Below are 14,223 nucleotides of genomic sequence, written 5' to 3'. Positions count from 1 at the left end.
TGTAAATCCTTTTTGCCGCTTTTCTTTCATGATTTTATACTAAAAGTAGCTGAAGAAAAAAGTTTGTTTTTCTCCAGCTACTTTTTTTACATATTATTTACTTTTGCGATCATTCGATTGTTTATTGATATCTGCGATAGCCTTTTCTCGCCATTCAGCTGCAAACTCTTCTTTATAATTATCAGGGCTATTACGTGGATCATTTGTAGTATTGCGATCTTGTACATCAGTAAAATTGCTGTTATGGTACTTTTTATTCTTTGGTTTATACCCATTTTGCTTTGGCATAATGTTCACCTCCATAGAAAATAAGTTGCTCCAAATAAGCGAATTTATGCTCGATTTATATGGCTCATATTTTCTTTTAGGATGCTGAATACTTCATACGATTTTGCAAAACCTATTTTTATGGAGGTGGCAAATGTGAATAAAACCCAGAAAATGAGTAAGCAATTAGGTAAAGATTTCAGTGATAAACAAGCGCTTCGTAAAAAACAATCGAGTAATTTCAATCAGGAATTTTCGAGCGAACCATTAACAACAACTGAAAAGCTTAATAATAAAAAGACTAAGAAAAGACAGTAGATGTAAAAGGGCTTACTCTAAAGTCATGATTCCATGATTTTTGGGTAAAGCCCTTTTATGATGTAAAATTAAATTAAAGCTTTTTTACAAATTTAGAGCGAATATAAAGGGCTCCAAATCCATCAGCTTTTCCTTCTAAATCGTGACCATCTACATCGACAAAGCGAATACTTTTTACTTTTGTTCCAATTTTAATATTTGAAGATGCACCTTTGACATTTAAATCTTTTACAACGGTTACAGTGTCTCCTTCTGATAAAGGATTGCCTACGCTATCTCGAATTATACTCGCTTCTACTGCCACTTGTTGCTCATGTGCTGTCCATTCGTGTGCACATTCTGGACAAACAAATAATGCTCCATCTTCATACGTATACTCCGATTGACATTGTGGGCAACTTGGAATTTGTTCCATTTTCTTTCCTCCGAATTATTATATTTTCTTCTAGCTTGCCATGAAAAAATCTTTTCTTCAATACTATTCTTTAATAACCATTATTTGTAATAAATCTAATGGTGAGAAAAATCAGTTCGAATTAGCAAAAGGTTGCTATAATTGATAAAATATTTCTAAGATTAAATCATATATAAGATTGAAAAATAATAAATCAATGGCATTAATGCCATTGATGAAGAGGAGATATAATATTGGCATTCCAATCAGAAAATATCTTTATTAATTTATCAGTAAAAGACTTGAACAGATCTACTTCTTTTTTTAAAGAATTAGGTTTTGAATTCAATCCTCAATTTTCGGATGAAACGGCTGCCTGTATGATTGTTAGCAATCATATTTTCGTGATGTTGATGATTGAGGAACGCTTCAAAGGTTTTACGAAGAGAGAGGTAGTAGACACAAGTTCCACTTCAGAAGCAATTTTTTGTCTTTCAGCAAAAAATCGTGAGCAAGTGGACGAGATGGTCAATAAGGCACTTGCCTCAGGTGGTAGCAATTATAGTGATCCTCAAGATCATGAATTTATGTATGTTTGGGGATATAGGGATATAGACGGTCATATTTGGGAAATTGCTTATATGGATGAGAGTGCATTTAATCAGGAATGAACCTCTAATAGATGATGTCTTAACAGTACATCATCTTTTTTGATTTAATGTAATTTGGTGAGCATATTTCACCGTAGTAAGAAACAACAAAGTGAATAATTTCCTACATTAATTTCCATAATAATGAAGGATTGCCGAAAACGATTGTAGAAATTACATACGAAAAGAGTTTTGTAATTCATAATTTATAAGGGGAATTAGGAGGAAAACATGGGTAGATTAGTGCATTTTGAAATACATGTTGATGACATGGATCGAGCGAAAAAGTTTTATGGAGATGTATTTGGATGGACATTTGAAGATTGGAGCGAATATGCTGGTATGCCTTATTTTGGAGCTGTAACGGGCGACGAAAATGAGATGGGTATAAATGGTGCACTGATGAAACGCCAAAGTCCTCCACCAGAAAAAAATCAAGCTTTAAATGGCTATGCATGTACAATGGGAGTGGAAGATTATGATTCCACAGAAGAGAAAATTTTAAAAAATGGCGGTGAGATTGCATTACCGAAATACGCATTACCTGGAATGGCTTGGCAAGGGTATTATATAGATCCAGAAGGCAATATTTTCGGTATTCATCAGCCAGATAAGAATGCGAAATAGGTTAATGGTAAATGTATAATTAATTTCTGCTATTTGGCACAAATAAATAAGCTGACTGGTGATTTGTTATCTCCAGTCAGCTTTTTATCATTTCTTATTTTTCGTAAATTATTTCATTCTTATCAGCATCATAGTAGATTTTTTTGGATATTGGTTCAATCTTGCCGTCTTTTGCCTCTGTAATGTATAAAGTTGTATTTCCATAATGGTGATTTTGTGAATAATTAATGCTGGTGTAGAATGATTCTGTCCAGTTATCAAAAGTATTTAACTTATTTATATAATTATCCCAAGTTAAATCATCACCCGACCGTTTTAAACCCTCTACAAATATTTGCCCAGCAGACCAAGCTTTTTGTGTAAGAGGTCCTAATGCTTCTTTTCCATATTCTTTTGAAACATACTTAATATAATTCTCTACTTTTGGGCCACTTAATTTATCATAATGTAGAAGATCGACTGAAGAAATAACCCCTGTCCATGCTTCTTTCCCTGCTAGATTATATTGGTTTATATCATCGCCACCAGTCATTGATACGATAAACGGTATTTTTGATGCACCAATTTTATACAGTTCCTTACGAAGACCAGCAGCAGGAGCAGGAGTTGAGTTCATAATAATCACATCAGGTTGTGCCTCTTTTAGCTGCTTAGCCTGAGAACTGAATTCTTTATCTGTAGCTAAGAACGGAACTTCTTTGACAATCGATACACCTTTGTATTTTTCAATGTTCTTGTGTGCGGCTTCTAAACCTTGTTTACCAAAGTCATCATTTTGGAAGGCGATTGCAATTTTCTTAGCATGTAGTTTGTTCACAGCATAATCCAAGAAAATTGTAGACTCTATCTCATAGTTAAAAGTTCCGCCAAAAATATTTTTAATTGTTGGTTCAACAAACTTTTTTGCACCTGTGCCTAGACTTATTACTGGAATACCGGACTTTTCTAACAAGGGTAGGGAAGCGCCGATATTGGCCGTTCCAATTGGATATAGAAGAGCAAACACTTTATCCTGATTGATCAATTTTTGCATACTTTGGAGTGATTTTGCTGGCTGATATTGATCGTCATATGCGATTAATTTGATGTTTCTTCCATTTACACCGCCATTATCATTTATATAATTGAAATAAGCTTGTAAACCTTTACGCACTTTATCATATTCAGCAACAGGTCCTGACTGTGGTCCTGTTAATCCAACTTTTATCTCTTTATCTGTAATTCCTTGTGCTAATTTTTGTCCATTTTTTGTGCTTCCACCAGATGTTTGATTTTGTCCACCACAGGCTACTAACAATAGTGCAGCCATAAAAATTGCCAGTAAGAACGATAACTTTTTCTTCAATAAAATCCCCCCAATTATGATTTATCAGATTGTATTAAATGTTTTCCAATCGATTAATATGAAGAGGTTCTCATCACTCCTATTATTAAATTTTATTTTACTGAATTTGTTAAAAATTCAGAAAATTTAAGGTAAATGAATGGTAGGTTGAAGTGTATATTGTCTTGTTATGTGAACATTAGTGTGAATAGGCGAAAGCGTTTGCAAAATATTAAAATTTGAATTTATTAATAAAATTGCTAGATATCGGATTTAGGTATCTATAAGAAAAAATTTTATATTGAAAATGTTTTTTTGTCAACAATAATTAAAAAATATAATAATAAATTTTAACATATAAAACTAGTATCAATTGAATATACATAATTGATGAAATTTTGGTAGGTAATGAAAGAGTTCTTTGTTATTGCTTAAGGCTTTGCTTTTACCAAAAATATCACTTAACTATTGATTTTAATTTGAAAAACTATTGAACGGTGATTATTTTTAATTGAGTGTATCCGTTCATATTGTATGTGTTTTTATATTTTATTTTTAAGAATTTGTAAGATTCAAGCCTCATAAAAAGAGAACAATCAAACTATAAATATCATTGACAAAAAATTTTTTTGTATATAAAATATCTCAATAGGCTCTAGAAATGGTTCAAAATTCCAACTTTATATAAAGTATAAGCTCTAGTGAAAGTGGAATTTGGTAACGATTTCAGCAAAATAGAAAATTAAAGGGGGAATCAAACAGATGATTTTTTCTGCTGACAAGGAAGTTTAGTATTAATTGTAGAATATTAAAAGGCACACAGTGTAATTGAAAATTAACTTAAAACAGACGTATTTGCGTTTGATCACTCCTTTGTTAGAATTCAGAATATTCAAATATAATTTGTTTTTCGATTTTAGTAAAAAAAGGAAGGTGACCCTCTTATGCAACTTATTGTAGGTGGTTTAGTCTTTGGTTGTATCTATGCACTGGCAGCTTTAGGTCTTGTTTTAATATTTAAAACAACTGAAGTGGTCAATTTTGCACAAGGTGAAATGGCTATGATCACAACGTTTGTCAGTTATGTCTTTTTAAAAAGTTATGGACTCTCATATTCACTCTCTCTTGTATTAGCCCTCGTTTTTGCAACACTCTTTGGAATGGTTGTATATCTTTTGTTTATGAAAAGAATCCAGTCTGCTCCACATATCAATCAAGTTGTTCTTACATTAGGTTTATTTATGACTTTTAACGGGTTAGCCGGACTTATATGGGGGTTTGATACTACTTCCTATCCGGAGGCACTTAAAGGCAAGACATTCCAGATTGGAAATATTTACTTTTCACCCAATGACCTATTTATGGTCGGATTAACAGTCGTTCTTATGCTATTGTTTTTCTTACTATTTAGATTTACTAGAATGGGATTAGCCATGCGTTCTGCCTCTCAAGATATTATGGCCTCAGAACTAATGGGAGTTAAGGTTTCTGGAATTTTTATGGGATCTTGGGCGATTGGAACTGTCCTAGGTGGAATTGCTGGGATTATGACAGCACCAGTGACCTTTTTGAGCACCAACATGATGGGAGAAGTACTAATCATCGCTTTTGCTGGTGCAGTTCTAGGTGGGTTTAAAAGTTTACCTGGGGCAGTAGTTGGTGGCTTAATTATTGGTGTTTTTCAAAACTTAGTAAGTTACTATATTTCACCAGAATTAAAAATTGTTTTTGTATTTCTGTTAATCGTCCTTGTTTTGTATGTGCGTCCACAGGGGATTTTTGGCGGTTCAAAAATTATTAAAAAGGTGTGATCAATATTGAAAACGTTACTTGCAAATAAGAAACCTTGGTTAGTACTGCTCATCCTTTTTCTACTTGCATATCCTCATATTGTTGGACAATCTAGCTACATGGTTTCCATTTTTGTCATGATTTGTGTATATGCAATTACCGCTATGTCATTAGACCTTCTCACAGGATTTGGTGGACAGGTTTCAATCGGACATGCAGGTTTTTTAGCGATTGGAGGATATGCTGTTGCAATTCTATCAACTAAATTAGGGCTCCCATTCTTACTGGTTCTTCCAATGTCAGGTTTGATATCTGGAATAATTGGCTTATTAATTGGTCTCCCTGCTGTCCGTTTAAGTGGCAACTTCCTTGCAGTTGTATCATTAGGTTTTGGTCTATCGATCCCACAAATTGCTCTTAATTGGGATGCACTTACAGGTGGATATTCAGGTATGGCATTATTTCGACCAGAGTGGTTGTTAAATGATAACCAATTCATATATGTCATCATTTTGATGACCATTTTAATTACATGGTTACTTCATAATATTTTGAAAAGCAGATTGGGAAGGGCCTTTATCGCCATCCGTGAAAGTGAAATTGCCGCCCAAGCTACTGGGATTAACGTCGCATTTTATAAAACCTTAATGTTTGTAATAAGTGCATTTTTTACTGGTATTGCTGGAGGTCTTTACGGATATTGGATTGGTTTCGTAAGTCCAAATGATTTTACTTCCTTCACATCATTTCTATTACTTGGGATGATCGTAGTAGGTGGACTTGGATCCATCCCAGGTGCAATTATAGGAGCAATTGTCTTTACAGTTCTCCCTGAGCTTACTAAATCGTTTATTGGACTAACCAATATTATTATTGGAATTGCCATTGTGATCGTTATATTATTCCGTCCTCGTGGTTTATTGTCATTAGCAGGATTATTTAAGTTCAATAAATCAAGCGAAACGAAGACTAATGATTCAAAAGTGTATATTCCTGACATTGAACAAGGGGGGAATGCAAGAGATGCTAACCTTTAAAGATGTAACAGTAAAATTTTCGGGAGTTACTGCCGTTAATGAACTTTCTTTTGAAGTACCTCAAGGTAATATTTATTCAATTATTGGTCCAAACGGTGCAGGTAAAAGTACTGTTTTTAATTGTATAAGCCGCTTTTATACACCAGCAGCGGGAGAAATTCATTTCCAAGGAAAAAATCTTTTGCAACTCAAACCTCATCAAATTATTCATCTGGGTATTGCGAGAAGCTTTCAAAATGTAGAATTATTTGCCGAAATGACAGTCCTTGATAATTTGTTAACAGGTCTGCATCCGACATTAAAGAAAAATATATTTTCCATAGCATTAAATTTGGCTTCGGTTAGGAGAACTGAAAAAGAGTCTATTAAAAAAGCATATGAAATTATGGAATTACTTTCAATCTCAGATTTGGCTAATGAAAAAGTGACAAATTTATCCTTTGGTTATCAAAAAATGGTCGACATTGGCAAGGCTATTATCTCCTCACCAAAGTTAATCTTGTTGGATGAACCTGTAGCAGGCATGAATCCAGTTGAAACCAATAGGATTAGTCAGTTGATCTTACGATTAAAGGAAGAAATGAATTATACAGTCCTTTTAATCGAACATGACATGTCTTTAGTAATGAAGGTTTCTGATTTTGTTACGGTTATGAATTTTGGCAAGAAAATTGCTGAAGGTGTTCCAAATGAAATTCAGAAAAATCCGATAGTTATTGAAGCATATTTGGGGGAGGTAGAAGAAAGTGCTCAACTTAGCTGATGTTCATGTATATTATGGTCATGTTCATGCATTAAGGGGAATTTCCATGACGGTTGAGGACGGGAAAATCGTTTCGTTACTTGGTGCAAACGGTTCGGGAAAGTCAACAACATTAAAGTATATTTCTAGACTTATACAATCGAAAAAAGGTAGCTACGAAATTGATGGAAAATCAATGATCAAAGAGAATCCTAGCAAAATGGTCAAAAGGGGAATAATCCATTGTCCTGAGAATAGAAGAGTTTTTCCATTATTTACGGTTGAGGAAAATTTAAGAATGGGTGCTTACTGCAGAAAAGACAAAAATCAAAAAGAGGATATTGAAAAAGTATTTTCTTATTTTCCTAGACTAAAGGAGAGAATCAAGCAAAAAGCTGGGACATTAAGTGGCGGTGAACAGCAAATGCTTGCGATTGGAAGATCATTAATGGGGAGACCTAAAATTCTTCTATTAGATGAACCGTCTTTAGGAATTGCACCTATTCTTGTAAGAGAAATTTTCGAAATCATTAAAAAAATAAACCAAGATGGAACATCAATCTTATTGGTCGAGCAAAATGCCAATCTTGCCCTCGGTTTTTCTGATTATGCTTATGTATTAGAAAATGGACATATTGCCTTAGAGGGACACTCGACGGAATTGAGAAATAACGATGAGGTGCGTCGTCTCTATCTTGGTGGATAGTATTAACTTCTAAAAAACTGGATGAAATACTAAACCAAATAAAAGAGGTGACTTTCTTAATGTTCGAAACGAGTGAAGAACTAAGAAAAATCTATGAATCTAGTCCATTTAATAATTTTTTAGGGATAAAGTTAGAAAAATATGAGGAAGGTTCCGTAGTTTATTCTATTAAAATCACGCCTAATCATCAAAATGTGAATCAAGCAGTTCATGGAGGCGTTTATTTTAGCATTCTCGACTCTGTTATGGGTGCAACAGTTCGCTCTGTTACTAAGAAACCAATTACGACGATTAATTCAACGATTAATTTTGTTTCTTCATTAAAAGAGGGTGATCAAATGATTGCATCTGCTAATCTAATCAAAAGCGGAAAGAGTGTTGCATTTGCTGAAGGTGAAGTGAGAGATTGCAATGGGGCAATTTTGGCCACGTCAGCTGGAACTTTTAAAATATTAAATTCTTTATAAGAGTTTTTAAAACGCAAAGTGGGAGGAGATTCGAATGGAACAAAAAAGAACGCCAATGTTTCAGCAATTGTTAATAGGAGAAGCCTTGGAATGTGCTGCCCATAATGTCCCGAATCAAGTTGCATTTATATATGGAGAACAGCGTGCAACATATCAAGAAATCCTACAAAGGTCAAAACAATTAGCTGGGTTTCTTCAAACAACTGGTATTGATAAAAATGACAAAGTAGGTTGTTTATTTAAAAACGGACTTCCTTTTGTTGAGTTGTATTTTGGAGTTTCTCTAAGTGGCGGTGTTTTTGTACCAATAAATTTCCGACTAATCTCAAAAGAAATCGAATATATCGTAAATCAATCAGACGTCAAAATATTATTCGTCGAAGAAGAGTTTTTAAAAGAAGTTTATCCTATTGTTGAAAAGCTTTCAAAGGTACAGTTAATCGTCGTTGTAGGTAAGGACGAGCATGAATTAGGCATTGAAACTATCACTTACGATTCTATTTATAAAAAGACAACTGATTACAAGCCGGTTGCTTTAAGTGATGATGATCCACACGCTATTGTATATACCTCTGGTACAACTGGAAAACCAAAAGGGGCAGTTTTAACCCATAAAAATTTATATTTGAATGGAATGAACAAACTTTTCCATTCTCAATGGAAAAAGGGAATAAGGCAACTTATTATTCCCCCTCTTTTTCATGTCGCCGCATTGTCTACTCTTGTACAAAATTGTTTATTGGAAGGTACGATTTATATTCACCGCGAGTTTAATCCTAAAGCCATTTTAAATACAATCCATATCGAAAAAATCAACTCCATGTTCATGGTTCCCACTATGTGGAATTTCCTGCTACAAGTCGAAAATCTCTCATCCTATGATATTAGTTCTATGACTTCTTGTTCAATCGGGGGAGCAATTTGTCCAATTGAAATTAAAAAAAGAATTTTGAAAGTATTTAATAATGCTGTATTATTAGAAGCTTTTGGCCAAACAGAGATGAGCCCTTCAGCTACCTATTTAACTGGAAATGACGCCTTACGAAAACCAGAATCGGTTGGTAAACCGGCTATAAATGTTCGTGTTCGGATAGTGGACGACGATATGAATGATGTTACCGTTGGGAAAGTTGGTGAGATTGTTTACCAAGGACCTACGACCATGAAAGAATATTACAAAAATCCAGAAGCAACGAAAGAGGCTTTTACTGGAGGATGGTTCCATAGTGGTGACTTGGTACGAATGGATGAAGAAGGGTTTATCTATGTTGTAGATCGAAAAAAAGACATGATTATTAGCGGAGGAGAAAATATTTATCCAAAAGAAATAGAAGAAGTTCTTTTTAGCCATCCAGATATTTTAGATGCAAGTGTAATTGGAATTCCTGATAGTGCATGGGGAGAATGTGTAAAGGCATTTATTGTGTTGAAACCGAAAAAACATTTAAGTAAAGAGCAAGTTATTGCCTACTGCCAAAATAATCTCGCCTCTTATAAAAAACCTCATTTCATAGAATTCATCGAATCATTACCTAGAAATGAAGCGGGAAAGGTTTTGAAAACAGTATTGCGCGAGAGGGAAAATGAAAATGTTAAATAAAATTCCACCCTTTTCATACATCAATTATGATCGACATAATTGATACTTGTGAAGTATCTAGTAATCATGAAATATAAATTACAAAATATTCAGAAATTTCATTGACAAAATATTATTTTATATATAAAATAATAAAAAGAAGATTGAGCGGAAAATTGAAAGATACAAGTAAGAGTTTAATCATCACTTGGATCGACACCATACAATGTATCCTTTTAAATAAAAAACAATTGTTTTAATAGGAAGGAGCATACAACATGGGAGCACTTAGTGGAGTAAAAGTTTTAGACCTATCCAGATTACTACCAGGACCATATTGCACGTTAATGATGGCGGATTATGGAGCAGAAGTCATTAAAATAGAGGAACCGGAAAATGGAGATTACATTAGATGGAGAAAGCCAGCAATTGAAGGAATTGGTGCTAGACATTTAACCATTAACAGAAATAAAAAAAGTGTTGAATTAAATCTTAAGACTAAAGCGGGAAAAGAAATTTTCAAAAAAATGGCAGCGAATGCGGATGTAATATTAGAAAGCTTTCGTCCTGGTGTAATGGAACGTTTAGGGCTTGGTTACGATGAAATCTCTAAGCTAAATGAAGGAATCGTATATTGTTCATTGACAGGGTATGGTCAGACGGGGCCGTATCGAAACTTACCTGGGCATGATATCAATTATATTGGATACAGTGGAATTTTGGGACTTATTGGTGAGAAAGGTGGAAAACCAGTCGTACCTGGCGTTCAAATTGCAGACATTGGTGGTGGAGCACTTATGGCCCTATCTGGAATTTGTATGGCACTATTCCATAAAGAACGGACAGGAAAAGGCCAATATATTGATATATCAATGATGGATGGAGCTGTTACTTGGCTTTATGCAGCGGCATCAGATTATTTTGCTTCCGGTAAAATACCTGAAAGAGGAAATAACCGTTTAGACGGAAATTTTGCTTATTATAACGTTTATGAAACAAAGGATAATAAATTTCTCTCAGTTGGTGCTTCAGAACTGAAATTCTGGAAGAGGATTTGTGAATTAATCGGAAAGCCCGAATGGATTGACCTTCATGAAGGATCTGATGAAGTTCAAGAAAAATTAAAAAAAGATTTGTCACAATTATTCAAGCAAAAGAATCAACAAGAATGGCTGGATTTATTGGCATTAGAGGATACTTGTGTAGGACCAGTTAACGATATTAACCAAATTTTTAATGACCCTCAAATCATCGAACGTGAATTATTTACACAAATGAATCACCCGATAGCAGGAATGATTAAACAAATTGGTTTCCCGATTAAATTTTCTCAAACTCCCGGCGAAATTTATAGCCATTCACCGATTCTAGGGGAACACACGGAGGAAATCCTTTCAGAGTTGAATTACTCAAAAGAAATGATTGATCAAATGCGACTTGATGGGGTAATAGGGCAACGAGCATCTATTAAAAACTGAAAATTCAAATCTATCAAATTATTAAATAGTTTAGAGAGGAATGAGCAGAAATATGGCATTAGTAGAATGGAAAAAAACAGGAGAAAACGCGACGATAGCAGAAATCATTTTAAATCGTCCGGAAGCACGAAATGCATTTACGACGGAGATGGCACAACAAATAATAGAAATTTTTGATGAAGTCAACAACAGTGAGATTAGAGCCGTATTGATCACCTCATCTACTGAAAAAGCCTTTTGCTCAGGTGCAGATTTAAAAGAGCGAAATAATATGACAGAAACGGAATGGAAAGAGCAACATTTACTTTTTCAAACGATGTTTAATACAATCCAAAATATAAAACAGCCAGTTATTGCAGTAGTAGATGGTTATGCACTAGCGGGTGGTTTTGAAATCGTATTGAATTGTGACATGATTGTAGCTTCAGTGTCAGCTAAATTTGGTTTACCTGAAGTGACAAGAGGAATTATGCCTGGTGGTGGAGGAACAAGACTATTATCAAAACGTATTGGTGTACACCGTGCAAAAGAATGGGTTTGTACAGGCAAAATCGTTAGCGGAGAAGAGGCAGATAAAGCAGGTCTCTTAAATGTATTGGCAAAATCAGATGAACTCCGAGCTAAAGCACTTGAAATCGCTGAACAAATTGCAAAAAATGCACCTTTAGCTGTTCAAAATTGCAAACGTTCAGTTGATGACTTGTTTGGAATGCCAAATGAAGAAGCTAAAAAAGTAGAAATCAGCTTTTACAATCGTTGTATCAACACAGAGGACCGCTTAGAAGGAGTTCGCGCCTTTGTAGAAAAGCGAGAGCCACAATTTCTTGGGAAATAATTAAGATTGGAGGCATACCGTATGAACTATCAATCAATCAAAGTAACTACAGCACAAGACGGAGTCTGTACAGTTACACTCAATCGACCAGAAGTGAGAAATGCAATGGGTCTTCAGTTGAGAGAAGAATTGAAAGAATTCTTTTTGAAAGTAAAAGACAAAGATGAAGTAAAAGCAATTATCCTAACTGGTGAAGGAAATGTCTTTTCTGCAGGCGGAGATTTAAGTGCCTTAAAGCATGTAGATGCCATTGCAGGTAGAAAGCGATTACAAGCCGGCCATGAATTGATTCAGGCAATCTTAAATCTGGAAAAGCCTGTAATTGCTGCTGTAAATGGGGCAGCTGCGGGAGCAGGTGTTAGTTTAGCTCTTGCTTGCGATCTAATCATAGCGAGCCGTTCTACAGTTTTTATTCAAAGCTTTGCTAAAGTCGGGTTGATTCCAGATCTTGGTTCTATTTACTTTTTACCAAAGTTAGTAGGACGTCACCGCGCATTAGAGTTAATGTTCTTAGGTGAGAGGGTAACCGCTGAACAAGCTCAATCAATCGGAATGATTAATCGGGTTGTTGATGACGAGAATCTATTAGATGAGGCCAGTAAAATAGCACAAACAATATCAGCTGGACCTGCAAATGCATTAGGTTTAATGAAAAAGTTAGTAAATCGAAGTGTTTGTGATCAACTTGATGAATCACTAGAAATGGAGGCATTAGCACAATCTTTATGCTTTGAATCTGTTGAATTTAAAGAAGGCGTTCAAGCTTTTTTCGAAAAACGTAAACCTATTTTTAATCCATAAATTACTTTAAGGGGGCAATCCATTTGAGTACAACTGTAAAAGAAAATACACAATTTCATGAAGAATTAAGACAAAGTGTTCGAGCTATCTGTAACAAATATCCAGATTCCTACTGGAGAGAATTGGATGCAAAACTAGCATATCCTGAGGAATTTGTAAATGAGATTACTAGAAATGGATTTTTAGCAGCTCTTATTCCGGAAGAATACGGCGGTTCGGGTCTTGGCATTACAGAAGCTTCTATTATATTGGAGGAAATCAACCGTTCTGGCGGAAATGCAGGTGCCTGCCATGCTCAAATGTATACAATGGGTACGCTTCTTCGTCATGGTAGTGCAGAACAAAAGGAAAAATATCTCCCTAAAATTGCTGATGGATCTTTAAGGTTACAAGCATTTGGTGTTACTGAACCAAATACTGGATCCGATACAACAAAATTAAAGACATTTGCAAAACGAATAGGCGATAAATATATTGTAAATGGCCAAAAAGTATTTATTTCTCGCGCTGAGTACTCTGACTTAATGATCTTACTTGTACGGACTACTCCAATAGAGGAAGTAAAGAAAAAGTCAGAAGGTCTCTCCGTATTATTAGTGGATCTTAGAGAAGCTGTAGGCAAAGGGTTAACCATCAAACCTATTCGTACAATGATGAACCATTCAACAACAGAATTATTTATAGAGGACTTAGAAGTACCAGTTGAAAATCTAATTGGAGAAGAAGGAAAAGGATTTAAATATATTTTAGACGGGATGAACGCAGAACGAATATTAATTGCAGCTGAGTGTATTGGAGATGGCCGTTGGTTTGTAGAGCGTGCTACAAACTATGCAAAAGAGAGAAAAGTTTTTAATCGCCAAATTGGCCAAAACCAAGGCATTCAATTCCCGATTGCACGAAATCATGTCAATATAGAAGCCGCAGATCTTATGCGTTATAAAGCAGCTGCATTATTTGATGCTGGTTTGAAATGTGGAGCTGAGGCCAATATGGCAAAATTACTTGCTGCAGATGCTTCCTTTGAAGCGGCAAATACAGCTTTACAAACTCATGGTGGATTTGGCTTTGCAGAAGAATATGATGTCGAACGAAAGTTTAAAGAAACGAGACTATATCAAGTAGCTCCAATATCTACAAATTTAATTCTTTCATTTGTTGCTGAGCATGTACTTGGATTACCAAGATCTTACTAAGTAAAGGGGCC

General features: G+C 34.8%; 16 protein-coding genes. 13 read left to right on the top strand and 3 right to left on the bottom strand.

Features of this window, described 5'->3' with window-relative positions; translation table 11 throughout:
* Positions 1-93 precede the first annotated feature (93 nt).
* Positions 94-288, bottom strand: coding sequence for a hypothetical protein (locus tag ACWV26_RS12370; protein WP_455895042.1), 195 nt, complete (start codon positions 286-288; stop codon positions 94-96).
* 135 nt (positions 289-423) lie between these two features.
* Here ACWV26_RS12370 and sspO point away from each other — a divergent pair, with 135 nt between their 5' ends.
* Complete coding sequence (gene sspO / locus ACWV26_RS12365; RefSeq protein WP_455895041.1) at positions 424-585, top strand: small acid-soluble spore protein O; 162 nt, start codon at positions 424-426, stop codon at positions 583-585.
* A gap of 73 nt (positions 586-658) precedes the next feature.
* On the opposite strand, the gene ACWV26_RS12360 is transcribed toward sspO, so the two are convergent.
* Entirely contained in the window at positions 659-1,000 is a 342-nt protein-coding gene (locus ACWV26_RS12360) for a zinc ribbon domain-containing protein YjdM (RefSeq protein WP_455895040.1), read from the bottom strand.
* A gap of 233 nt (positions 1,001-1,233) precedes the next feature.
* Here ACWV26_RS12360 and ACWV26_RS12355 point away from each other — a divergent pair, with 233 nt between their 5' ends.
* Together ACWV26_RS12355 and ACWV26_RS12350 are read left to right on the top strand one after the other, a co-directional pair.
* Complete coding sequence (locus tag ACWV26_RS12355) at positions 1,234-1,650, top strand: VOC family protein (RefSeq protein ID WP_455895039.1); 417 nt, start codon at positions 1,234-1,236, stop codon at positions 1,648-1,650.
* A gap of 210 nt (positions 1,651-1,860) precedes the next feature.
* Complete coding sequence (locus ACWV26_RS12350; RefSeq protein WP_455895038.1) at positions 1,861-2,256, top strand: VOC family protein; 396 nt, start codon at positions 1,861-1,863, stop codon at positions 2,254-2,256.
* 94 nt (positions 2,257-2,350) lie between these two features.
* On the opposite strand, the gene ACWV26_RS12345 is transcribed toward ACWV26_RS12350, so the two are convergent.
* Complete coding sequence (locus tag ACWV26_RS12345) at positions 2,351-3,601, bottom strand: ABC transporter substrate-binding protein (protein WP_455895037.1); 1,251 nt, start codon at positions 3,599-3,601, stop codon at positions 2,351-2,353.
* A gap of 923 nt (positions 3,602-4,524) precedes the next feature.
* Here ACWV26_RS12345 and ACWV26_RS12340 point away from each other — a divergent pair.
* The 10 genes from ACWV26_RS12340 (at position 4,525) to ACWV26_RS12295 (ending at position 14,212) form a co-directional block, all read left to right on the top strand.
* A complete protein-coding gene (locus ACWV26_RS12340) occupies positions 4,525-5,391 on the top strand; it encodes a branched-chain amino acid ABC transporter permease (RefSeq protein ID WP_455895036.1) in 867 nt (288 codons plus the stop codon).
* Positions 5,392-5,397: 6 nt separating this feature from the next.
* On the top strand, positions 5,398-6,408 hold the full coding sequence (locus ACWV26_RS12335) for a branched-chain amino acid ABC transporter permease (protein WP_455895035.1): 1,011 nt from the start codon (positions 5,398-5,400) through the stop codon (positions 6,406-6,408).
* On the top strand, positions 6,386-7,171 hold the full coding sequence (locus ACWV26_RS12330) for an ABC transporter ATP-binding protein (RefSeq protein ID WP_455895034.1): 786 nt from the start codon (positions 6,386-6,388) through the stop codon (positions 7,169-7,171). The genes ACWV26_RS12335 and ACWV26_RS12330 overlap by 23 nt, the downstream gene beginning before the upstream one ends.
* Positions 7,155-7,856, top strand: coding sequence for an ABC transporter ATP-binding protein (locus ACWV26_RS12325; protein ID WP_455895033.1), 702 nt, complete (start codon positions 7,155-7,157; stop codon positions 7,854-7,856). Before ACWV26_RS12330 ends, ACWV26_RS12325 begins: the two co-directional genes overlap by 17 nt.
* Before the next feature lie 59 nt (positions 7,857-7,915).
* Entirely contained in the window at positions 7,916-8,323 is a 408-nt protein-coding gene (locus ACWV26_RS12320) for a PaaI family thioesterase (RefSeq protein WP_455895032.1), read from the top strand.
* Between the two features lie 34 nt (positions 8,324-8,357).
* Positions 8,358-9,923: a long-chain-fatty-acid--CoA ligase gene (locus ACWV26_RS12315; protein WP_455895031.1), complete on the top strand. Its 1,566-nt coding sequence runs from the start codon at positions 8,358-8,360 to the stop codon at positions 9,921-9,923.
* Between the two features lie 257 nt (positions 9,924-10,180).
* On the top strand, positions 10,181-11,380 hold the full coding sequence (locus ACWV26_RS12310; protein WP_455895030.1) for a CaiB/BaiF CoA transferase family protein: 1,200 nt from the start codon (positions 10,181-10,183) through the stop codon (positions 11,378-11,380).
* Positions 11,381-11,420: 40 nt separating this feature from the next.
* Complete coding sequence (locus tag ACWV26_RS12305) at positions 11,421-12,215, top strand: enoyl-CoA hydratase/isomerase family protein (RefSeq protein WP_455895029.1); 795 nt, start codon at positions 11,421-11,423, stop codon at positions 12,213-12,215.
* 21 nt (positions 12,216-12,236) lie between these two features.
* Complete coding sequence (locus ACWV26_RS12300; protein ID WP_455895028.1) at positions 12,237-13,016, top strand: enoyl-CoA hydratase/isomerase family protein; 780 nt, start codon at positions 12,237-12,239, stop codon at positions 13,014-13,016.
* A gap of 23 nt (positions 13,017-13,039) precedes the next feature.
* On the top strand, positions 13,040-14,212 hold the full coding sequence (locus ACWV26_RS12295; RefSeq protein WP_455895027.1) for an acyl-CoA dehydrogenase family protein: 1,173 nt from the start codon (positions 13,040-13,042) through the stop codon (positions 14,210-14,212).
* The last annotated feature ends 11 nt before the right edge of the window (positions 14,213-14,223 follow it).

The sequence above is a fragment of the Rummeliibacillus sp. JY-2-4R genome (assembly GCF_053847205.1).
This window is presented reverse-complemented; position numbering and strand designations above follow the sequence as displayed.